This window comes from Flavobacterium phragmitis (genome assembly GCF_900112575.1).
GTDB lineage: Bacteria > Bacteroidota > Bacteroidia > Flavobacteriales > Flavobacteriaceae > Flavobacterium > Flavobacterium phragmitis.
In genome coordinates this window covers 296,786-319,435 of the sequence record NZ_FOMH01000001.1, presented here as the reverse complement: position 1 = coordinate 319,435, position 22,650 = coordinate 296,786, and the positions used below count along the sequence as shown (strand labels likewise).

22 protein-coding genes are annotated in these 22,650 nt (G+C 32.7%); 4 read left to right on the top strand and 18 right to left on the bottom strand.

What is annotated here, in order from left to right:
• Positions 1-58 precede the first annotated feature (58 nt).
• Both BM289_RS01455 and rbfA read right to left on the bottom strand, forming a co-directional pair.
• Complete coding sequence (locus BM289_RS01455) at positions 59-1,258, bottom strand: ABC transporter permease (protein WP_091490251.1); 1,200 nt, start codon at positions 1,256-1,258, stop codon at positions 59-61.
• Position 1,259: 1 nt separating this feature from the next.
• Positions 1,260-1,652 carry a 30S ribosome-binding factor RbfA gene (gene rbfA, locus BM289_RS01450; protein WP_091490249.1) on the bottom strand — a complete coding sequence of 131 codons (393 nt, stop codon included), beginning with the start codon at positions 1,650-1,652 and terminating at the stop codon, positions 1,260-1,262.
• Positions 1,653-1,862: 210 nt separating this feature from the next.
• Between rbfA and BM289_RS01445 the strand changes: the two genes are divergently transcribed.
• The 4 genes from BM289_RS01445 to BM289_RS01430 all read left to right on the top strand — a co-directional run bounded on the left by BM289_RS01445 (position 1,863) and on the right by BM289_RS01430 (position 5,932).
• Positions 1,863-2,282 (top strand): CBS domain-containing protein, encoded by a 420-nt coding sequence (locus tag BM289_RS01445; protein ID WP_091490248.1) that lies wholly within the window; start codon positions 1,863-1,865, stop codon positions 2,280-2,282.
• A gap of 288 nt (positions 2,283-2,570) precedes the next feature.
• On the top strand, positions 2,571-4,007 hold the full coding sequence (locus BM289_RS01440; protein ID WP_091490246.1) for a circularly permuted type 2 ATP-grasp protein: 1,437 nt from the start codon (positions 2,571-2,573) through the stop codon (positions 4,005-4,007).
• A 31-nt stretch (positions 4,008-4,038) separates the two neighbouring features.
• A complete protein-coding gene (locus BM289_RS01435; RefSeq protein ID WP_091490245.1) occupies positions 4,039-4,980 on the top strand; it encodes an alpha-E domain-containing protein in 942 nt (313 codons plus the stop codon).
• Positions 4,981-4,984: 4 nt separating this feature from the next.
• Positions 4,985-5,932, top strand: coding sequence for a transglutaminase family protein (locus tag BM289_RS01430; RefSeq protein ID WP_091490243.1), 948 nt, complete (start codon positions 4,985-4,987; stop codon positions 5,930-5,932).
• 71 nt (positions 5,933-6,003) lie between these two features.
• Here the strand turns inward: BM289_RS01430 and BM289_RS01425 are convergent, their stop codons facing one another.
• The 16 genes from BM289_RS01425 to porW form a co-directional block, all read right to left on the bottom strand.
• Positions 6,004-7,257, bottom strand: coding sequence for a murein hydrolase activator EnvC family protein (locus BM289_RS01425; RefSeq protein WP_091490242.1), 1,254 nt, complete (start codon positions 7,255-7,257; stop codon positions 6,004-6,006).
• Positions 7,258-7,281: 24 nt separating this feature from the next.
• Positions 7,282-8,061: a lipoprotein insertase outer membrane protein LolB1 gene (locus BM289_RS01420; RefSeq protein ID WP_091490241.1), complete on the bottom strand. Its 780-nt coding sequence runs from the start codon at positions 8,059-8,061 to the stop codon at positions 7,282-7,284.
• A 13-nt stretch (positions 8,062-8,074) separates the two neighbouring features.
• Positions 8,075-9,427 carry a tetratricopeptide repeat protein gene (locus tag BM289_RS01415; protein WP_091490240.1) on the bottom strand — a complete coding sequence of 451 codons (1,353 nt, stop codon included), beginning with the start codon at positions 9,425-9,427 and terminating at the stop codon, positions 8,075-8,077.
• A gap of 47 nt (positions 9,428-9,474) precedes the next feature.
• Positions 9,475-10,491, bottom strand: coding sequence for a sugar phosphate nucleotidyltransferase (locus tag BM289_RS01410; protein ID WP_091490239.1), 1,017 nt, complete (start codon positions 10,489-10,491; stop codon positions 9,475-9,477).
• Between the two features lie 85 nt (positions 10,492-10,576).
• Complete coding sequence (gene dut, locus BM289_RS01405; protein ID WP_091490238.1) at positions 10,577-11,011, bottom strand: dUTP diphosphatase; 435 nt, start codon at positions 11,009-11,011, stop codon at positions 10,577-10,579.
• Positions 11,012-11,039: 28 nt separating this feature from the next.
• The gene (locus BM289_RS01400; RefSeq protein ID WP_091490236.1) at positions 11,040-12,500 is read right to left on the bottom strand and encodes a lipopolysaccharide biosynthesis protein; all 1,461 of its coding nucleotides are present in this window, start codon (positions 12,498-12,500) and stop codon (positions 11,040-11,042) included.
• A gap of 95 nt (positions 12,501-12,595) precedes the next feature.
• Positions 12,596-13,042, bottom strand: coding sequence for a GNAT family N-acetyltransferase (locus BM289_RS01395; RefSeq protein WP_091490233.1), 447 nt, complete (start codon positions 13,040-13,042; stop codon positions 12,596-12,598).
• A 572-nt stretch (positions 13,043-13,614) separates the two neighbouring features.
• A complete protein-coding gene (gene atpG / locus BM289_RS01390) occupies positions 13,615-14,475 on the bottom strand; it encodes an ATP synthase F1 subunit gamma (protein ID WP_091490232.1) in 861 nt (286 codons plus the stop codon).
• A 90-nt stretch (positions 14,476-14,565) separates the two neighbouring features.
• Complete coding sequence (atpA, locus tag BM289_RS01385) at positions 14,566-16,143, bottom strand: F0F1 ATP synthase subunit alpha (protein ID WP_091490229.1); 1,578 nt, start codon at positions 16,141-16,143, stop codon at positions 14,566-14,568.
• Between the two features lie 37 nt (positions 16,144-16,180).
• Positions 16,181-16,714, bottom strand: coding sequence for an ATP synthase F1 subunit delta (gene atpH, locus BM289_RS01380; RefSeq protein ID WP_091490228.1), 534 nt, complete (start codon positions 16,712-16,714; stop codon positions 16,181-16,183).
• 4 nt (positions 16,715-16,718) lie between these two features.
• Entirely contained in the window at positions 16,719-17,219 is a 501-nt protein-coding gene (locus tag BM289_RS01375; protein ID WP_091490226.1) for a F0F1 ATP synthase subunit B, read from the bottom strand.
• Positions 17,220-17,350: 131 nt separating this feature from the next.
• Positions 17,351-17,542: an ATP synthase F0 subunit C gene (gene atpE / locus BM289_RS01370; protein ID WP_053472986.1), complete on the bottom strand. Its 192-nt coding sequence runs from the start codon at positions 17,540-17,542 to the stop codon at positions 17,351-17,353.
• 105 nt (positions 17,543-17,647) lie between these two features.
• The gene (atpB, locus tag BM289_RS01365) at positions 17,648-18,799 is read right to left on the bottom strand and encodes a F0F1 ATP synthase subunit A (RefSeq protein ID WP_091490224.1); all 1,152 of its coding nucleotides are present in this window, start codon (positions 18,797-18,799) and stop codon (positions 17,648-17,650) included.
• 569 nt (positions 18,800-19,368) lie between these two features.
• Entirely contained in the window at positions 19,369-19,593 is a 225-nt protein-coding gene (locus tag BM289_RS01355; RefSeq protein WP_091490220.1) for an AtpZ/AtpI family protein, read from the bottom strand.
• On the bottom strand, positions 19,571-19,972 hold the full coding sequence (locus BM289_RS01350; RefSeq protein WP_091490219.1) for a bactofilin family protein: 402 nt from the start codon (positions 19,970-19,972) through the stop codon (positions 19,571-19,573). The genes BM289_RS01355 and BM289_RS01350 overlap by 23 nt, the downstream gene beginning before the upstream one ends.
• Before the next feature lie 2 nt (positions 19,973-19,974).
• The gene (gene porW, locus BM289_RS01345) at positions 19,975-22,593 is read right to left on the bottom strand and encodes a type IX secretion system periplasmic lipoprotein PorW/SprE (protein WP_091490217.1); all 2,619 of its coding nucleotides are present in this window, start codon (positions 22,591-22,593) and stop codon (positions 19,975-19,977) included.
• Positions 22,594-22,650: the final 57 nt, after the last annotated feature.

Sequence of the window (22,650 nt, the reverse complement as noted above, 5' to 3'; positions counted from 1 at the left end):
AATCATATGCTGTAGATTTTCAAGGCAGTAAATATAAGTAATATTTTTTAGGGAGAAATTAATCCAACAATTTTTTACTTACTCGGCTGCTTGCAATTAAAGAAGCTGCAAAACCAAGTGTAACAATAGTGGTCATCACAATTAGAACATTTTCCAAAGAAAAAACAACTGGATATGCTAGAGTTGGTGTAATCATAATGAGTTCATATCGTTGTTGTAATATGACTAATATGATTCCTAAAACAAGTCCAATTAAACCACCAAAAAAGCTTAGTAAAGTTCCTTGAAGTAAAAAGATTCTTCTCAAATGACCTACTTCTGCTCCCAAATTAAAAAGGGTTTTAAGATTTCCCTTTTTTTCTAAAATCATCATAATCAAAGCACCTACCAAATTAAAAAGTGCCACAATGATTACTAAAGTAAAAATCAGATAAACGACAATATTTTCGGTATTGAGCATTTTGTACAAAGACTCATTTAACTGCGCTCTGTTCTTTAACGTGATTTTGTTTTTAAAAATTGAATTAAGCTGTTTTTTGATTGCATTTTCATCTGCATTTTCTTTTAACTTAAATTCAATTCCAGAGATTTGGTTTGGCTTGTACATTAACAATTCTTGGGTTAAACCTAAATCTGCAAATACGTATTTAGAATCTAATTCTTCACTAATGGAATAAATCCCAACAGGCAAAACATCTGTTTTATTAAAAGCCTCTTCTGGATTTTCGATAGCGCCTTTTCCTGGTTTTGGAGCAAAAATCTGAAGCGGGTTTTCAAAGTCCAAAATCCCCATTGAGAAATTTTGAGCTAACCCATAACCAATTACAACCTGAAAACTATCTGATTTTAGCCACTGCCCATTGAAAAGTTTTTGTCTTATATCATTGACCACAGGATAATTGCTGTCAACTCCTTTTAAATAAGTAACCTGTTGTTTGCCTTTAAACAAAAACAAAACACGTTCTTCGATGATTTTGGTGTAAGAAGCAACACCATCCATTTTTTTGATTTGATTTTCTTGATCAGGAGTAATTAAAAATGACTTTCCATAAGTACTTGTCAATTTTAAATCGGGATCAATTTCGTTTGTAAACGAAAGGCTGAAAACTTTTAATCCGCTGAAAACGGACAAAACCACAAACAAAGCCATTGCACCAACAATGATTCCCATGCTGGCAATACGGTTGATAATATTAATAGCACTATTTTTACTTTTACTAAAAATATATCGTTTGGCTATGTAAAGGGAGAAGTTCAATTTATGATTTTCTTCTTTTTTCTAAAAGATCACGATTTTCAATTGGGTTTTCTTTTCCTGCAAGTGCATTGTCAATTTTCTCAATATAATCTAGAGAATCGTCAATAAAGAAAACTAAATTCGGAACACGACGTAACTGCAAACGTACACGCTGTGACAAATCATGTTTGATTAAGGTCGTATTTGTTTTAATTGCCTCTAAAGTTTCTTTGGCTTTTTCTTGTGGAAAAATACTTAAATATACTGTTGCTACAGACAAATCTGTAGTTACACTTACTTTGGACACTGAAATTACTAAATTAGAAATTCCATTTTTTCTCACTTCACCTTGCAAGATATCAACCAGATCTTTCTGGAGGACGCCGCCTATTTTTTTCTGTCTATTTGTTTCCATACTGCAAAAATACTATTTTTAAATTCAATCGTAGCAATTTCAAACGAACTTGAATAGTAATTTTTATTGTTTGAAATCAAAATTAAATCTTCTTACTACAAAGTATAGCTACCTAAAATACTACTTATTGTTCTTTTTTGTACTGACAAAAATCATCTTATTAGTTTCATTTAATACTCAAATTTGATATAAATCTAACACAATCAAATTATGAAAAAGAGAGAACCAATAAGTCACATTATGACAAAGAGCGTTATAACAGTAAATCAAAATGATGATTTAAAAAATGTTGTAGAGAAATTAAAAGCAAATTCTATCCGTCATATTCCTGTAGTTAACGGAAAAGAAGTTGTGGGCATAATCAGCCGCACCGATATCAACCGTCTTACTTTTGGTGCTTTGTTTGACGGACAGGATGGAGCAGATGAAGCTATATTAGAAATGCTTACTATTCCTCAGGTTATGACTGCTAAACCAAAAACAGTTTCCTCAGATCTTATAATTAGAGACTTGGCCGAAATTTTTGTAAAAGAAGAATTTCATGCCGCGCCAGTTGTTGATAAAGGAGAATTGAAAGGAATCGTCACGACAACAGATGTTTTAAAATATTTCTTAGAAGAAAATTACTAGTAAAAAAAGGGAGCAAAATTGCTCCCTTTTTTGTACACTGTCCATTCTTAACTCCGATTTCCAAATAAGAAACTAGTGCAGAGCCATTTTTAGAATATCAAATTTCAAAAAAAACCACCTCTAAAAAGTAAACTTTTCAAAATAGAAAGTCGAAAAAACGAATCCTACATAAATTAAAAAATTCACATCTATTTAAAGTTTTACTGAAAAATTATTTTATAAATTAGAACAAAAAATGTTTATTTTTTACTAAAAAGTCTATAATTCAATTTATTTAATAATTCGGATATGGCAAAATTAGCACCTAGTTTAACGCATAGCGGATGGGACGAAATGTTTTCTAAAGAAGGTGTCCGCGATTCTTACAGCCAAGTTTTTAAAACTTTACAAAATTTAAGTCATAAAAACTTAACCAACAAACAAAAACAAGCCTCAGATCTTTTTATGAACCAAGGAATTACGTTTACTGTTTACAGTGATGATGCCAATGGCATTGAACGTATTTTTCCTTTTGATATCATTCCTAGAATTATTACACAGAAAGACTGGCAGGAAGTTGAGTCCGGAATCAAACAGCGTTTACTGGCCTTAAATTTATTTTTGGAAGATATCTATAATGAACAAAATATTGTAAAAGAAGGCATTATTCCCGCAGGATTGATTGCGTCGTGTCCGCATTACATTCAGGAAGTTCAGGGCATAAAAGTACCTCACAATATTCATGTTCATATTGCAGGAATAGATTTGATTCGCGGTGCTAAAGGAGAATTTTATGTTTTGGAAGATAATCTTCGATGTCCAAGCGGTGTTAGTTACATGCTGGAAAACAGAGAAATTACCAAACGAATTTTTCCGGATATGCTTTCATCCAATCATGTCAGCATGGTAAGTAATTACCCAATGTTGTTTCACAATATTCTGGTTTCGCTTTCGCCGAGAAATATCTCCAATCCGAATGTTGTTTTATTGACACCTGGAGTTTATAATTCTGCTTATTACGAACATACTTATCTGGCGCGTCAAATGGGAATTCCACTTGTTGAAGGTCGTGATTTGGTTGTCAACAATAGTAAAGTTTATATGAAAACAACTTCTGGTTTACAACAAGTCGATGTGATTTACAGGCGTCTTGATGACGAATATCTTGATCCGTTGGTTTTTAAACCGGACAGCGCACTTGGTGTTCCTGGTTTGATAAGTGCTTACCGACAAGGAAATGTAGCACTTGTAAATGCTGTCGGAAACGGAGTTGCAGACGATAAAGCAATTTATGCCTATGTTCCAGATATGATCAAATATTATTTGAATCAGGAACCTATTCTAAAAAATGTTCCTACTTACAGAATGGAAAACTTAGACGAACGTGAATTGGTTTTTGCCAACATGGAAAATATGGTCATAAAAGAAACCAATCAGAGTGGCGGTTACGGAATGATTATGGGAAATAAAGCGACTCAGGAAGAACTGGATAACGCTAAAATTGAAATTACAAAAACACCTCGAAATTTTATTGCCCAACCCATTATTCAATTAAGCACTGTTCCGTGTCTGATTGATGGACAGCTTAAATTGCGTCATGTCGATTTACGCCCATATGCTTTATGCGGGCCAAAAGGAGTTCAAATTGTACCCGGCGGATTAACCCGAGTGGCTTTAACCGAAGGTTCCCTAGTTGTCAATTCATCTCAGGGCGGAGGCAGTAAAGATACCTGGATTATAAAATAAACAAATTTAATAACATTCAAAAAAAGTAATTATGCTTAGTAGAGTTGCAGACGGCATGTTTTGGCTTAACCGATACATGGAACGAACTGATGGAATGCTGCTTACTTTAAACACTTCCTATATTTTATCTTTTGATAAAGAAATTAGTGATTTTCAAGGTTACAGACCTCTTTTAGAATATTATACGAATTTGTCTCAGGACAAAATTCATTCTATTCAATATGATAATACTTATGTTTTAAAATACATAATCTGTGATAATCAGAACGATAATTCAGTTAAAAATTTGGTGATAAAAGCTCGGGAAAATGCACGCGGTTCGCAGGATAAAATCACCAAAGAATTATGGGAACATATTAATTCGATGTATCATTATATGAATTCACCCGATTTGCCTAAAAAACTGGAAACCAGTGATGCTTTAAAAGTTATTACAAAACTGAACAAAGATTTATTGCTTTATAATGGAATTCTTCAAGTAACAATGCCTCGAGGATTAGGTTGGTGTTTTTCGAGTATTGGGAAACATATTGAAAGATGTTTACAAACCATCTCTATGACTCAGGCGTATTTTGCCCCCATAAATTACAATCTCGAAGGAGAAGAAGATTTAATTTATTGGAGAAGACTTTTATTATCACTTTCGGGTTACGAACTATATTTAAAAAGTTACAGCAACATTTCGCATAACAGAAAAGTCGTTCATCAGGTTATTTTTAATAAGGATTTTGCACACTCCGTGATTTATACTTTGGAATTGATTAATACTTATCTGGATAGTCTTTTTAAGGATAATGATATGAGCGAGGCCCGAACATTAAAAAATCAGTTTGGGCGTTTGAAAAGTTATGTTGCTTTTACAGATTATCAGCATTTAACCAATCAGGAACTGGAAGAAGTTTTACGAAATACTAAAAATCAGCTCACTCAATTTTCTACAGATTTTTCAAAATTATTCTTTTCTTATACCTAAAAACATGGCGCTTTTCAAGATAGTTCACATTACTAAATATCAATATAATTATCCGATAAAGGAAAGTATTAACGAAATCAGACTTTTTCCCCATCATTTTGAAAATCAGGAAGTACTGCAATATCAAATCTTAATTAGTCATAATCCGGAAGTGGATATTTCTGAGGATTACTACGGAAATCGTGTTGGCAATTTTAATGTTTTGGATGCTCATACCGAAATGACAATCGAATCCAGAATGCTGGTTCGTGTGAATCATTCTCTCAAAATTCCGGAAATTGATTCCACCACTGTAGAAGATATCGAAGAAGAAAAACAGAAAAGTATCATGTTGTTACGCCTTTGTTATTTGGACGAAATTGAAAAACAAAATGAAATTGAAGACATTCTTAAAAAAATAAATATCAAAAATAAATTTATTATTGAAATTGCACAACAATGTAATCACTATGTTTTTGAGAATTTTACTTACACCAAAGGCATTACCAATATCGAAACAACAGTTGATGAAATTTTAGCTCATAAAAAAGGAGTCTGTCAGGATTTTGCTCATATTTTATTACAGCTTTTGCGAACTGCTGGAATTCCGTCCAGATATGTAAGCGGTTATATTTGTCCAAATGAAAGTGGTCTTCGTGGTGAAGGCGCCACACATGCCTGGGTCGAAATTTATACGCCAAATCAAGGCTGGATTGGTTTAGATCCGACCAATAATATTTGGACGATGGATAATCATGTTCGACTATCGGTTGGAAGAAATTTTGGTGACTGTACGCCAATCAAAGGAACTTTTAAAGGATTAGCCCGACAAACTCTTTCTGTTTGCGTTTCGATTGGTTATGAAGACGGTCGACAATTTGAAGAAATAAATGACGTTGAACTTCAAGAAGTTTCGGCTCGTGTTCAGGAACAATTAGATTATATGGATCATTTACAGCAACAGCAGCAATGAGTAAAATTCCAATCCCAATGCTATCGGGACAAATTCCATAAAAAAAGGGAGCAATTTTGCTCCCTATATTTTTATCTGCTTTGCAACCATCCTTCTGGATTGTTGTTTGAAGTATTTTGAAGAATCAGGAATTTAATAATTGTTTTTCCTGTATCTCCACTTGTTCTCACTTTTCCAATATTTTGTTTGATCGTTACTTTATCTCCCTGACTTACAGAAACTGAACTTAAGTTTTGATATACTGTAAAGAAATCTCCGTGCTGAATCACAACTGCTTTATTTACTGGCGATAAAACAATAACTTTAGAAACTTCTCCTGCAAATACAGCTCTCGCGCTCGCACCATCTTCTGTTGTAATCTCAACTCCAGAATTGTGAACTGTAATCGAAGGATGCAACGGGTGTGGCTGATCTCCATATCCAAGAGAAATAAATCCTTTTTCTACCGGCCAAGGCAATCTTCCTCTGTTCGCTTTAAAATCTGCAGCCAAAATTTTATCTTCTGGAGTTAAAGCAATTTTAGAAGATGAAACTGGTGCTTTTGCTTCACTTGTACCTGGATTAGCTTTTGCTCTTTCAGCAGCTGCTTTTCTATTGGCTTCGGCAATCGCTTCACGAATTAAACGGTCAATTTGTTTGTCGATACGTTTAGATTCGTTTTGTTTGGATCGAATATCTGCGGCAATTTTATTTTTGTCTTTTTTAAGTGAATTAACCAATTTTTGCTGTTCTTTTTTTTCTGCTTCAAGAGTTACTTTCTCTTTTTGATTTTCAGCAATAATTTTCTTTTTCACTTGTCGTTGTCCATCCAGTTTTGCATTAAAATCAACTAACTGAGCTGTTTTTGACTGAATTTCAAGACCTTGATTTTTTCTAAAAGTTGTATATTGTTTTAGATACTGTGCTCTTTTATAGGCTTGTAAAAAATTTTCAGAAGACAAGATAAACATGGCACGGCTTTGTTCAGAACGGCTTTTGTACGATTTTAAAATCATCTCAGCGTAATCTTCTTTTAGAACTTTTAATTCTTTTTTTAGTTTATTAACCTGAACCTGATTAATATACATATCATTGCTAATCAATCTTTCCTGTTTTGCAGTGGTATTGATTAATTTCTCTTTTAGTTTGATTTTATTAGCCTGAATCAAATATTCATTCACAGCAGATTTCTCTTTTTTTCGAACAGACTGAAGCATTTTTTCATTGTCTCTGATTTCCTGTTGAATTTGAGCTTTACGCTGTTCCAGTTTTTCTTGCTGAGAATCCTGCGCCCATACAAAAGTAGTGGCACAAACTAAAACTAGACTTAGGAGAAATTTTGGCATGTTTCTATTTTTATTTTTGCAAATTTACTTAATTGTCATTTTTTTATAACCACTTGGAACGCTATAAGGAAAAGAAAGTGCTTCATTAAATGAAATATTGTTATAATTCAAATTAATGCTTGTCTTTCCTTTTGGTTGTACCGCATTGATTTCAATACTTGTAGGCAGTATTCCCTGATCGAAAGTTTTGCTGTCTGAGTATGCAATCTGTAAAGTTCTGTTTTCTGATGGCTGTGAAATTTCCTCTTTCTGAATTAGATATTTCTCGCCGTCTAAGAAAAAGGTTTTCTTCAAATTCGCATCTTTCTCTTCGTCCAGTCTAAAAAGATTTTCTACAATGGTCTGCGTATATTTTCCTTTTCTTAAATCATCAAAAGCTTCACCAACCAATAAGTTTTGTACTTTACTATAGTCTAAATCTGTTCCCAGCCATTTACTTAAACTTGTAAAATCTCCTTCGTAATAAGTGCTGTTTATTTTTTCATAATAACTTACTGCATCAGGAGTTATTAAAGCCTTTGCCATTGTGATTCCTAAAAAACGAACACTGATTAAAATCTGTTTATCTTTTTCAATTCTGATTTCGGCAGTAACATTCTGACTTTGTTTCTCATCAACATACTTTGCACTTGCTTTTATGTACAGAGTAGAAAAATCTAACTTATTATCGTAATGTTTTTCAATTACTTTCTTCTCTTCTTTTGGTGCAACTATTGGGCTTGTACTATTTTGTACTGCAACTGCTTTCGTTTTACATGAGATTACTGCAACCGAAAGTAGTAGTACTGCTATATATTTTTTCATCTGAATTTCTCTTTTACTTTTTTTTCTTTAATATTTCATTCGCCTTCAAAAAGTATTCCTCTTTTTTCTTGGCATCTCCCAATCCATTATATGCTTCTCCTAACTGAATATTAAAATTTGATTCTAATTTTTCGTCATCAACCACATAATCAAGCCCCATTTCTAAAACGGTTTTTGCATTTTTAAACTGTTTTTGCTGGTTGCTTCCTAATCCTGCATAGTAATAAAACTGAGCCTGACTCGGATATACTTCAATCAGCATCATGGCTCTTTTGGTCATGGGTTCAAATTGTTTTGTTTGTGAATACGCTTCCAACAATAACATATTGGTTTCTAGCTCCGTATCTGAATTGGCTTTTAAATCTTTTTCATAATATTTAATCGCATTTTCAAACTGTCCTTTACTATGATAAAATTTTCCAATTTCTTTGGCAACATCAACATTTGGATCATTATCAAAATAAGAAATAGCTTTTTCTAAATCGGCAGCATACTGTGGGTTTTTATTGGTATAAATCAAAAACTCATTCAAAGTTCTGTGTTTGATTTTTGAATCGATTTTTGAGCTTGCCAAAATCACATTCATCGATTTTATAGCTTTATCAGCCTGATTGGCATCTAAATAGGTTTTAAACAAACTAACCTGTGCCCATTCTGAATTTGGGATTTCTTTAGCTAATTGTTTGGCAACATCCAGCGACTTCTCGTTTTCATTATTTTTTGAATACAAAAGAATGAGATTCAAATAATTGGATTCTTCTTTTGGATCTTTTTTAATCTGCTGAATTAAATTATCAATTTCTGCATTTTGATATTTACCCTGCGATAGAATCTGTGCTTTATAAATTTCACGATCAGAAGATTTCCCGAACTTGTCGTTCATTTCGTTAATAGCAATTAATGCTTTATCATACTGATTGGTAATCATATATAACGAAATCAAATCGTCTTTGTACTCTTCGTCAAAAACAATTATTTTCTGAATCGTTTCAATCGCAAGTGGATAGTTTTTAGTTTCGTAACTTACATCGTAAATTCCCAACCAAAACCATTTGTTTTTAGGATCTAACTGCGTTGCTTTTTCAAAATTATCCTGTGCATTTCGATATTCTTTAAGAGCAAAATAGTTCTTTCCTAATTCAAAATAAGCCACAGCGTCATTGGGTTTTAGTTTGATACATTTCTCCAATGACACAATAGCTTTATCATAATTTTCGATTCCTTTTTGTTTTAATGATTCATAAAACGAGTCTTGATATTCATCTGTTGCCATAGCAATATCTTCCGGTTCTGTCTGTGCAAAAACCGAAAACGATGTGCTGAAAAAAGCAAAAAACAAAACTGTAAAAACTCTTTTTTTGATCATTTTTAAAACTACATTTTAAACAAAACGAAACTTTCTTAATTTTTATTTTATTCTAAAACAGCGTAATCTCCAATACTGATACTGGTAAATTTACCATCATAACTTACATGATTTCCAATCATTGCGTTATCCAAATCAGCATTTTTAATTTGTGAATAAGTCTGAATCAAACTGTTTTTGATTGTACTGTCTGTTACATGACATCCGTTTCCTAATGAAACATTTGGTCCGATTGTAGTGTTTTTCAAAACAACATTTTCTCCAATGTAACATGGAGGAATGATTGTAGAGTTTTCTAATGTCACGCCATAATCTACTAAATGTTCTCCATCATTATGAAGAAAACCAAGCATTCTTGTATTTGTTTCTACCGTAACATCTTTGTTTCCGCAATCCATCCATTCGTCAACACTTCCGGTTTTGAAAACTTTTCCGTTTGCCATCATTGCTTTAATACCATCATTAATCTGGTATTCTCCGCCATTCTTGATATTATTATCCAAAACATTCTGAAGTTCATTTCTTAAAACTCCAATTTCTTTGAAATAATAAATTCCGATAACCGCTAAATCACTTACGAATTCCTTTGGTTTTTCAACCAACTCAATAATTTCGTTATTCTGATTTAATTTTACTACACCAAAAGCTTCCGGCTGATCTACCTGTTTTACCCAGATTACAGCGTCTGCTGATGGATCTAATTCAAAATCTGCTCTAATTAAAGTATCTGCATAAGCAATAACAGCAGGTCCTGATAAAGAATCTTTTGCACACATAATTGCATGACCCGTTCCTAAAGGCTGATCTTGACGGTAAATTGAAGCTTTTGCTCCTAAACTTTTTGCCAAATCTGTTAAACTTGCTACAACATCATCTCCAAAAAAAGCTTCATCACCTAAAACAAAGGCAACTTCTTCAATTGGTTCTTTCAATATTTTGGCAATATCTTCAACTAAACGGTGTACTATAGATTTTCCTGCAATAGGAATTAATGGTTTTGGAACAGTTAATGTATGAGGCCTCAATCTCGATCCACGGCCTGCCATTGGGACAATTATTTTCATTTTTTATTTGATTTTATGGGAAGATCAAAAAATCTTCATTGGGTTTGGTCTTTCTTTTTTATGGTGTTTTTGCTAAATACAAAAACTATTTTACGCCTGTACTTCCAAAGCCTCCTTCACCTCTTGATGTTTCAGTAAGTGTTTCAACTTCAATCCATTCCGCTCTTTCGTGTTTTGCAATAATCAGCTGGGCAATTCTTTCCCCGTTTTCAATTACAAAGTCATCATTTGATAAATTTACTAAAATTACTCCTATTTCTCCTCTGTAATCTGCATCAACAGTTCCAGGCGAATTTAAAACAGTAACTCCTTTTTTAGCGGCCAATCCACTTCTTGGTCTTACCTGCGCTTCGTAACCAATTGGCAATTCAATAAAAAGTCCTGTTTTTACAATCGTTCTTTCTAAAGGTTTTAACGTAATTGGTTCTGAAATATTGGCACGTAAATCCATTCCCGCAGAAGCAATGGTTTCGTAATTTGGTAAATCGTGTTGTGATTTATTGATAATTTGAATTTTCATTTTTAAGTATAAAATTTTTTAATCAGTCTTATTTTTTCTTCATTATACCTTTAATAGTATCTTTTTCAAAATGGTAAACCAAATATATAAAAGCTAGAAGAAGTGGAATTCCAACATAATATTTTTCTCTAAATCCGTAAAACGAAATAACAGAAAATAATATCGAAACACCTAAATAAGCACCAATTTTGTTCATATCATAAGGAATTGGATAATATTTATTTCCTAAAATATAAGAAATAAGCATCATACTTCCGTAAGCCGAAATGGTTGCAATCGCAGAACCATAATAACTGTATTTTGGAATTAAAAGATAATTTAAAACCAAAGTTACAATAGCACCTACAATAGAAATGTATGCTCCAATTTTTGTTTTGTCTGTCAGTTTATACCAAACCGAAAGATTATTGTAAATCCCTAAAAAGAAGTTTGCTAAAATAATAAGCGGCACCACTTTCATGGCTTCCCAATAGGTTTTATTGTCTAATAATAAATATTTTAAAACATCAGCAAATACAATAACTCCTAATAAAATTAGGGAACCCAGTATCACAAAATATTTGGTAATTACGGCATAAGTCTGTGGAGCATTTTCGTTTTTCGCATGACTGAAAAAGAAAGGTTCAATTCCTAATCTGAAAGCGGTTGCAAAAAGAACCATAAATAATCCTAATTTGTAACAAGCAGAATAAGCTCCAACTTCAGATTTTGCTAAATTTTCAGGAAGCAGATAACCTAATAAGATTTTGTCAAAATGTTCATTTACTGCAAAGGCTAAACCCGCAACCAAAATTGGAAGCCCATATTTCATCATTCTTTTCCAAAGTTCTGGATCGAATTTTCGCCCAAGTGAAATATAATTTGGAGAAAGCACTATGAATGTAGCTAAACTTGCCAAAAGATTCGCAATGAAAATATAAGCAATCTGGAAATTCTCTACATATAAATTATCCCAAACAGAATTTGGATTTGCATCTGCTAATTTCGGCAGATACATTAAAAAGAAAATGTTCAATAATAAATTGATTACGACGTTTCCTATTTTAATTGCCGCATACACCATTGGCCTCTGATTGGCTCTTAATTTGGAGAATGGAATTAAAACCAGTGCATCGAGAACTAGAATCCAAACAGAATAGGTAATATACTGAACATCTACTTCTGCCAAATTAGCCAATGTATTTCTAAAAATCAGCGCAACAAATAAGAAAATAATGGAGGTCCAAAATATAGAAATTGTAGAAGTTGCAATTACATTTTTCTTGTCATCCTCGGCACTATAAAATCTAAAGAAAGCCGTTTCCATTCCGTAAGATAGCACTACATTAAAGAAAACCATCCAAGATAATACAATTGAAACTTCTCCATACTCTGCCGTTGGTAAAATTCCTGTATATAATCTCACTAATAAAAAACTCAACATTCTCGGTAAAACTGTTGCCAGTCCGTAAATTGCCGTTTGCTTGAATAGATTTTTATATAATCCCAAAATATAACTGTAATAATGTTTGTAGGACAAAAATAACCATTTCTTTTGTTTAATGGTGTTTTTGTTGATGTAATAAAGAAAAGTTCTGTTTGTTTTTAAACAGTCATTTTGGTTTCATCTAAGATTTTCACAAAATGAAATCCTTTGGGAGCATAACCTTGATTGTAGTAGAAACGATGCGCTCCAAAATTTCCGGTAAAAGCATCCAAGACTATACTGCTGCAATTCAATTCAATCGCTTTTTTTTCTACATAATCCGTGAGCATTTTTCCAATTCCATTAGACCTATATTTTGGATTAACCACAAAATTATCAATTTCAAGATATTTACCTGTCCACAATTTTGTAGCCGACCAGCATCCCGTTAAACCAAGGCAAACATCATTTTCAAAAACTGCAATTTGAGTATAATTATGAGGTACCATTTCCTGAAGATAATGCTCGTATTTCTCTAAGCTGAGCTTAGGATATAAATGTCTAATCATCTCAAGTTGAGATAACATTTCTTGCAACGTAATTAGTTCTTTTATAAAAAGATTCATGATTTTTTTATTAAAATATAATCAAAAATAAGTAAACTTTAAGTTAAGACTTATATAATTAAAAATCAAAGACATGTGAAATATATAAATTAGACATGAAAATTATGTAACTTTTTTTAGAACGTATTTTCCTAAATTTGTTTCACAGGGATTGAGAAAGCTAAATACAACCCTTATAAAAAAGGAAGCACTGGGACTAATAAAGCTTGTTTGTTCCCATAAAAGACAAAGCATAAGGGATTGATTCAGCTGTAATGTAACCCTAATAAAAACAGAGCACTGGGACTAATAAAGCTTGTTTGTTCCCATAAAAGACAAAGCACAAGGGATTGATTCTGCTGTATTGTAACCCTTAAAAAAACAGAGCCCTGGGATTAATAAAGCTAGTTTGTTCCCATAAAAGACAAAGCACAGCAGAGTTTATCTGTCAATTTTTTATAAAATGGTAGTGATTCTCAACTTTATATAATTTGAGAATCACCATTTTATAAAAGTTATTTTTAAAAAAGAAAAGACTTCCAATAAAAAAAAGCCAGCAAATGCTGGCTTTTTTTTATATATTTTGGAATAAATTATCCATTTAAAGCTTCTGCTCCACCAACAATTTCCAAAATCTCACTTGTAATAGCAGCCTGACGCGCTTTATTATAAGTTAATTTCAATTGGTTTCTTAATGCAGTTGCGTTATCTGTTGCTTTGTGCATAGCAGTCATACGTGCTCCGTGCTCAGAAGCAAATGAATCACGAATACCTTTATACAATTGTGTTTTTAATGACTTAGGAATTAAAGTCAATACAATCTCTTCTTTTGAAGGCTCATAAATGTAATCTCCAGTAGAAGTAGCTGCATCAGATTTAATAGGCGCTAACGGTAAAAATTGTTCAGTCTGAACGATTTGAGTCGCAGCATTTTTAAATTGATTGTAAACTAATTCAATTCTATCATATTCTCCAGACAAAAACTTCTCTGTAAGATTATCAGCGATTCCAGCAACATTTTCAAAAGTCAAATGATCAAAAATAGCATTATGATGACCGTGTACTTTATGAGTTTTGCTTAAAGCATCATTTCCTTTTTTACCAATAGCAAAAACATCTACTTGTTTTCCTTGGTAAAAAGCAGTACGATTTTTAATCTCTTTAATAATATTTGAATTGAAAGCACCACATAAACCTCTGTTAGAAGTTATAGCTACAAGCAATACTTTTTTCACTTCACGTTGCGTAGTGTAATCTCCTCCAACTTCACCTTCAAGCGATGCAGAAAGATCTTGCAATAACTCCGTTAATTTCTCGGCATAAGGACGCATTGCAGTGATTGCATCTTGTGCTTTCTTCAGCTTTGCAGCAGAAACCATTTTCATCGCAGATGTAATCTGCATCGTTGATGAAACGGAAGTAATTCTATTACGGATTTCCTTTAAATTTGCCATCTATTAATTAGAAAATGTGACAATTTGAAAATTAGATAATTAGAAAAATGCTAAGCCATTTCCTAATTATCTAATTAACGAATTATCTAATTAGTTATATTTTGCTGAGATTTCTTTTGCTGCTTTTTCGATAACATCTGTAATAGCGTCATCTAATTTACCAGCTTTCAACGCGTTAAGCGTATCTTTATGTTTACTGTTTAAGTAAGCTAAGAAATCAGCTTCAAATTCTTTTACTTTTTCTACAGGAACGTTTCTTAATAAGTTTTTAGAACCAGCGTAGATAATAGCTACTTGGTTTTCAACTGTATAAGGATCATTTAAACCTTGTTTCAAGATTTCAACGTTTCTTTTTCCTTTTTCGATTACGTTTAAAGTAACTGAATCTAAGTCAGAACCAAATTTAGCGAAAGCTTCTAATTCACGGAATTGAGCCTGGTCTAATTTTAAAGTTCCAGAAACTTTTTTCATTGATTTAATTTGAGCATTACCTCCAACACGAGATACAGAGATACCTACGTTGATTGCAGGACGAACCCCAGAGTTGAACAAATCTCCATCAAGGAAAATCTGACCATCTGTAATAGAGATTACGTTTGTTGGAATATATGCAGAAACGTCACCAGCTTGAGTTTCGATAATTGGCAAAGCAGTTAATGAACCACCACCTTTAACGATAGATTTGATAGAATCTGGTAAATCGTTCATGTTTTTAGCGATACCATCATCAGCAATTACTTTACAAGCACGCTCTAATAAACGAGAGTGTAAGTAGAAAACGTCTCCAGGGTAAGCCTCACGTCCCGGTGGTCTTCTTAATAAAAGAGAAACCTCACGGTAAGCAACAGCTTGTTTAGATAAATCATCATAAACGATAAGAGCTGGACGACCAGAATCTCTGAAGTATTCTCCAATTGCAGCACCAGCGAATGGAGCGTAAACTTGCATTGGAGCTGGGTCAGAAGCATTAGCAGCAACGATAACTGTATAAGCCATCGCTCCTTTTTCTTCTAACATTTTTGCGATTCCTGCTACAGTTGAAGCTTTTTGTCCAATTGCAACATATATACAGAATACAGGTTTTCCTGCATCATAAAACTCTTTTTGGTTCAAGATTGTATCGATACAAACAGTTGATTTACCTGTTTGACGGTCACCGATAACAAGCTCACGCTGACCACGTCCAACTGGAATCATAGCATCAACTGCTTTTACTCCTGTTTGTAATGGCTCAGTTACTGGCTGACGGAAGATAACTCCAGGTGCTTTTCTTTCCAAAGGCATTTCGTATAAGTCCCCACCGATTGGTCCTTTTCCATCAATTGGAAAACCAAGAGTGTTAACAACACGTCCTACCATTTGCTCACCTACTTTAAGAGAAGCAATACGTTGAGTTCTTTTTGCAGTAGATCCTTCTTTAATTCCAGTTGATGGTCCTAAAAGTACAACTCCCACATTATCCTCTTCAAGATTCAATACGATACCTTCCATACCGTTATCAAATTCTACTAACTCTCCATATTGTACATTAGACAGCCCGTAAACACGAGCAATACCGTCTCCAACTTGAAGTACTGTTCCTACTTCCTCTAGCGTAGCACCAGATTCAAAACCTTCTACTTGCTTTCTTAATATTGCTGAAATTTCAGCAGGTTTGATTTCCGCCATCTTAATTTATAATTTAGACACTTTTGTGTTATAAAAACTAATTACTTAACTCTCTTTTTAATACTTGTAATCTGTTTGCAACAGAAGCATTGTATTGCTTGTCACCTATTCTTAAAATAAATCCGCCGATAATTGCTGGATCTACTATATTTTCAATTGTTATTTTTTTATCAGATAAAGTTGCGATTTTTGCCAAAACTTTAGCCTCTAAAGCTGCATCCATAGGAATTGCAGTTGTTACTTTTGCCACTTCAACACCATTGCTTTCATCGTATACTTTACTGTACTCAACTGCAATCGCATTTAAAATTTCAAATCTTTTGTTTTCAAATAATAATTGAAATAACCCTTTAGTTACACCATTTACATTTGAGAAAACTTCTAGAAGAGCACTTTGTTTAACTTCAACAGTTGTTGTTGGATTTTCAATGAATGTACTCAATTCTAAATTTGTCTCAATTGCATTTGCAATTGATTTCATATCGTTATTTACAGCTTCGGCAACACCTTTAGAGTTTGCTAAGTCCAAAATTGCTTTTGCATAACGAATTGCTGCTCTTGTACTTGCCATAGTCTTAGTTTAACTTTACGTCACCTAACATTTTCTCCACTAATTTAGTTTGAGATTCTTTGTTAGATAATTCTTCTTTCAATAATTTTTCAGCAATGCTTAATGATAAAGTTGAAACTTGAGATTTCAATTCTGCCATAGCAGCGTTTTTTTCACTTTCGATAGCCGCTTTAGCCTGCTCAATCATTTTTTGACCTTGCGCTTGTGCTTCGTTTTTAGAATCCGTAATCATTTTCTCTTTCATCTCGCGAGCTTCTTTTAACATCGCATCACGTTCTGCACGAGCTTCATTTAAAATTCTTTGATTATCTGCTTGAAGATTTTCCATTTCCTTTCTTGCGTTTTCTGCAGAAAGTAATGCATCTTTAATTCCTTGCTCTCTATCATTTACTGCATCAAGAATAGGTTTCCAAGCAAATTTTTTCAACAAGAAAATTAATCCAACAAATATTAATACTTGCCAAAAGAACAAACCGAACTCGAACTGATTTATTAACTTTTCCATTATATAGAATTATAAATTTTAAATTATATCTTTTTTAAATTGCCGTAAAGAACAATTTTATTTTTTAATGTTTTAATTTTTGAAACAATAGTTACAACCAACCGTTGTAACTATTGTTTTTTGTGTTTTAATTAAGCAGCGAATAATGCAGCGAAACCAATACCTTCAATAAGTGCAGCAGCGATAAGCATAGCTGTTTGGATTTTTCCTGAAGCTTCTGGCTGACGAGCGATAGCGTCCATTGCTGAACCACCAATTCTACCAATACCTAATGCAGCTCCGATTACGATTAATCCAGCTCCAATGAAATTTAAACCGTTCATATTTGTATATATTAAAAATTAAACATTCAATTTTGATTTTAGATTTTTAGAATGTAGATTTAGATTGATGAAAAATCTGGAAATCTTGATTCTGAAATCTAAATTTTAGTGGTGCCCCTCCTCTTCGTGGTGGTGCTCTTCTACTGCTGAACCAAAATAAAGTGCAGACAGCATTGTAAAAATATAGGCTTGTAAAAATGCTACTAGAATCTCTAGTATAGAAAGTACAAATGATAATCCAAAAGATAATGTACTTCCAATCCAGCTTTTAAAGATAAACATTAAACCAATGATACTCATTAATACGATGTGACCTGCAAAGATATTCGCGTACAAACGAATCATTAATGAAAATGGTTTAATGAAAACTCCCAACAATTCGATTGGTGCCAAAATAATTCTCATTGGTTTTGGTACACCTGGCATCCAGAAAATGTGACCCCAGTAATTTTTATTTGCTGAAAAGTTTGTTATTAAGAAAGTAAGGATTGCTAAAGCAAATGTAACTGTAAAATTTCCTGTTGCGTTAATCCCTAGTGGAGTTAATCCGAAGATATTTAAAAACAATACAAAGAAGAAAATCGTTAACAAATAACTCATGTATTTTTTATAATGTTTTTCTCCAATGTTTGGAATAGCAACATCATCACGGATGAAAAGAACTAAAGGTTCAAAAAATCTTCCAACTCCAGAAGATATTCCTCCGTTTTTAGCATACGATTTTGCTAAGCTTGTAAATAACCAGAACATCAATAAAGCGGCAACCATAATAGAAAGTACCGTTTTTGTAATTGAGAAGTCTAACGGACGAACATTTGTTGGGTGACCTGTTTTCTCATCTTCAGTAATTGTTCCCTTAGCATCTGTTCTGTAAATTTTACCATCGTGGTGATTGATTACGTAAAAATTTCCATTTGATTCAGCTACTTCATGCCCGTGGTGAAATTTAGAAGAAGAAAAAATGTGTAAACCATTATCCCAAAGAATTACTGGTAATGGAAAACCATAATATTTACCTGTCTCATCATCTTGTGTTAATGTAAAATCATGAGAGTCTAAAACGTGATGACCAATAAATGCTTTAATCTTAGATTTAACATCTGTTGGCTCAGCATGGCTACCTTCCGAAGTGGCTTCGTGAGCTACTTCAGTTTGAACATGCGCTGAGTCTTTTTCAGTATTTGAAAAACTCATTAGAGGAAGACAAGCTACTAAAGCTGCAAGAATAAATCTGAGTGGTTTGTTTGAAATCACCATATCTGTGGAAAATCTTATTTTTTACGTTTCTAAAATTTGGTGCAAAGGTACATTTTTTATTAATATTCAAAAGGATATGAAAAATTATTTTTAAACCTAGTTTTAAAGAATTGTTATTTTAAGGCTTTTCATTTAATAATCGGGCAGTTAAAATCGTCTGAAATAACAAAAACAAAAGAAATGTTAGAAAAAAGTTGTTTTTTTCGACGGGCAGGTTCTGAATGTTGTTTGCTAAAATCAGTCTTAAAAATCCATAATATAAAAACATTTGCACAAAAGTTCCGAGCATGAAAAGCATTCCAACACTATCAAATTTATTTTTTCTTATTATTAACAAACCTATTAATAATAAGGTAGAAAAAAACAAAAAGATCAAATACAATATTTCGAGACTGAAATAGAAATTTTGATCTTGTATCTTAAGAATAAAAAAAACTCCTTTATGAATTATATAAGAAATGAATGCTACTATATATAGGTAAAGAATAAGTCCGTATTTTTTTAAAAACATTTTCAATAAATTTTCTGCAAAGATGCAATATTTATTTAATGCTGTTTTAAAATGAAGACTACTTTGTTTTATTGATTTCGTTTACTTGACGAAATACATTATATAGTGCCAGCGCGACACCAACCATAATTAAGATTTTATGGTAATATACTTTTTCGCTTGGATGATTTTCATCGAGCCAGCTTCCCAAATAAGAAAACAAAAAAATGATTACACCCATTTGTATCGGAATATTAATGAGTGCAATCCATTTGTTTCTATTATTCTTCGGTTCCTTTTCCATCTTCTAACATGATTACTGGATTTGAATGTGTCAGCATGGTACAGGTTGCTGTGAAGTCTGCTCCCGGTTCTATGGATAGTTTTCCTACTGCCACTTCTCCATGAATTTGTGCAGTCGATTTAATATTAAGGATTTCTAGAACTTTTATTTTTCCGTGAAATACTCCTTCTATATCAGCATTGTTACAGATAATTTCTCCTTTGACTGATCCTTTGGCTCCTATTACAATTTTTCCTTGCGAAGTAAAATTTCCAATCAATTCGCCGTCTAATCTAAAATCGGCTTTAGATACTATATCTCCAACGATTGATGTTCCTTCTACGATTCGGTTGGTTTTTCCTAATTGTTCTGTTCCGTTTTTCTTTACTTTTTCAAACATTATTATGGGGTTTTTGGGGTCAAATAGGCGTCTAGGTTCTTTTTAATCTGAACCACTTTATAATTATCTGTAGATATAATAACTGCAGGATGTGCAATTTTGTACTTTTTATCATCTCTCAAAACTCCCGAAACATCTCTGGCATAAGCTTCGGATTTTAAACCATGAATTATTACAAAACTTTCGTTCAAATTGTATTTGTCGAAAGAAGTTGTCAATCGTTCAAAGTTTTCTACTAACAAAAACACTCGAATGGCTTCTTCGATTTGTTTAAGTGTTTTGGTATCTGTATTTGAAACTGCGTATAAAATTTTCCAGCTTTTATTGTCGGTAGTTGTAAAGTTTAATCTTTCTAGGACAGGAATTTGTTTCTCCAAAATTTCTCTGGCACTTTTACCCTCTTCACTATTCGGATAATTATCTGCCACATTCTCCATTCCTTTTTTGTAAGCTTCCAAACCATTTACTTTCCCTAAAGTATTGGCTTTTAACAATTCATACTTCGAAACGATATCATCTCCAGAATATTGATTAATCAGATTATCAATATTGGCTAAGACTTCGCCGAATTTTTCTTCTTCAAAAAGCTTGTACCATTTTTTATATTCAGCATCTGGACTAGAATTCGGATCGTCAGATTTATTATTTAAAATCTGAGCATATCTCGAAGTTGGATATTTAGATGAAATCTCCGCTTTTATTGCTTCGGCTTTTTGTGGATCTGTAATTTGATAAATTTTGTACAAATTATACATTGATGGCAATACCAGTTTTTCTTCTGGATTGTTACGTAACAATTGTTCCAATTTATCACTTGCCAATTTATACTCTTTAAACTTCTCCTTATATATAAGTCCTAATTGATAATAAGCAAAATTGCGTTCTTTGCCAATACTATCCATGGCAACTTCTGAAGTTGGAAGCTGTTTGGTATAAAATGCAACTGTATATTTTTCTGGAACAATAGTATCTTTTAAAACATTAGCAACTTCTTTATCATTGATGGTATCATTCATTACCAAGTCGCTAGCTGATTTTATTCCTGCCAATCTCCAATTTCCGCCCAATGTTCTATTACCCCACATTTTTTTAAACTGAAGTTTTCCATAAGCAACTGTAGTTGGATTATAGAAATAAAAGGAGCTTCCGCCATCATTCATTCCTGGAGGCATTCCTATTCCTCCTCCATCCAGTTCTCCAGGTTTTCCTAAAGTATTAGAATTTACCGCTCCGTTTCCAGAATTTTGTGCCTGCGAATTTAAATCGATATTAGCTAATCGTTCTTTCTCTTTTTCTTCTAAAAGACGTTTTGCCTCATCTTTCTTCTTCAGCTCTGCAATATAATTTTCGAAGTAAATCTTTTTCTCCGTCGCCGGCAGATTAAATACTTTAATAATACTGTCATTACGTTTTGAAACTGCTTCGTATTTAATAACGTTATCCAGATTTTTTCTGTTTTTTTCTATAAAAGCATATTCTCTGGTTTTAGGATCCAGTTTAACCAAAGTACTGTCATAATACTTCGCTGCCATTGAATAATCTGTATTTTTAAAATACATGTTCCCAATGTTTCGATATGCTGAAGCCATCAAATACGGATCTTTTGATTTTCGCCCTAAAGATTTATTGTAGTATTTTAAAGCATTTTCTTTATCCTTCTTTTTATCATAAAAAACTCCCATTTCATAAAAAAGGAAATCATAATAAGGTCGATTCTCACGATCTGTGACTAACTTATTGAACGTTTTTAAAAAGATGGTATCGTTATCATTTTCATAATCATACAATTGCGCTCTTTTTGCGTAAGCATGCATCATGTATTTACGATCGGCTTTTCTATTTAAATCAATGACTTGATCATAAAAATAAATGGCACTATCGCGCTTTTCTTCTTCCTGATACATTTGTCCAAGAATGAAACGATATCTAGCACGCTCTTCATTTTTTCTGGTAAATTGTTCTGCTATTCTTAGTTTGGCAACAGCACTGTCTTTTTGTTCTAAATTCAAAAATGCCTCAGCCAAAAGAGCATTTGCATCGGCAAAAGTCTGTTTGTCTAGATCTGTTTTTTTAAGTAAAAGTTTAATGTTTTTAAGAGCAATTGCATCGTTGCCTAAACGCATATTGGTCTTTTCGCGCCAGATTTTTGCGATATAAATATTATTGCTTTCCGGATATTTGTACAAAATATAATTGAATGCCTCAATTGCCGGAATAAACCGCTGATCATAATATCGTGCTTTCCCTAGCATTAAATAAGCTTCATCAATCTGCCAGTTTCTTTCTCTCCCACCAATATTCATAGAGTGTTTCTGAATGGCTTTGGTCGCTTTTGTTTCTGCTTTTTCAAAATCAGGATTTTTGGCTTTTTCTCCTTCAGAAAAATTTTCATCAAACTGCATTTTTTCTATTGGCAGGATTTTCCAAAAATTGTCTTCATTATTGGCCTGAATAGACTGCAGACCTTTTTCAAGACCAAGCCCTCCATTGTACAAAATATTATATTTGGTTCCAATAGAATGCGAACTTCTAGCCAAAAAAGTATTTTTTTTGGTAGAACAAGCTATCAAAAAGAATAAAAAAACGAAAGTAAAACTATATTTAAAAGTATTCTTTTTCAATAGAAAAGATTTTAAAACTGATAACTGCTAAAATTCAATTTTAGTATAATTGACTCG